Source organism: Streptomyces bikiniensis (genome assembly GCF_000716625.1).
Taxonomy (GTDB): Bacteria; Actinomycetota; Actinomycetes; order Streptomycetales; family Streptomycetaceae; genus Streptomyces; species Streptomyces bikiniensis.
Genome location: NZ_JNXJ01000134.1, coordinates 1 through 285, shown reverse-complemented (window position 1 = coordinate 285; position 285 = coordinate 1). Strand labels below are relative to the sequence as shown.

General features: G+C 69.5%; 1 protein-coding gene. It reads right to left on the bottom strand.

Features of this window, described 5'->3' with window-relative positions:
* Window positions 1–285, bottom strand: a 285-nt coding sequence (locus OO47_RS33085) for a ferrochelatase (protein ID WP_030223623.1), incomplete at both ends; no start/stop codon positions are given.

The window sequence follows — 285 nt, the reverse complement described above, 5'->3', positions numbered from 1 at the left end:
CGATGCGGCGCCGTCCGTCGGTGACCATCTCCCGCAGGGTGTCGGTGAGGTAGGGCGCCCAGTTGCGGTTGCCCCAGTAGACCGGCAGGTCCAGGCCGGTCTGCGCGAAGTCCTTCCGCAGCGCTTCGAGGAGCGCGCGGTTGTGGTCGTTGATCGGGGAGACGCCGCCGAACAGGAAGTAGTGCTGTCCCACCTCCTTGAGCCGTTCCTTCGGGATGCCGCGGCCGCGCGTCACGTTCTCCAGGAACGGGACCACGTCGTCCGGGCCCTCGGGACCGCCGAAGG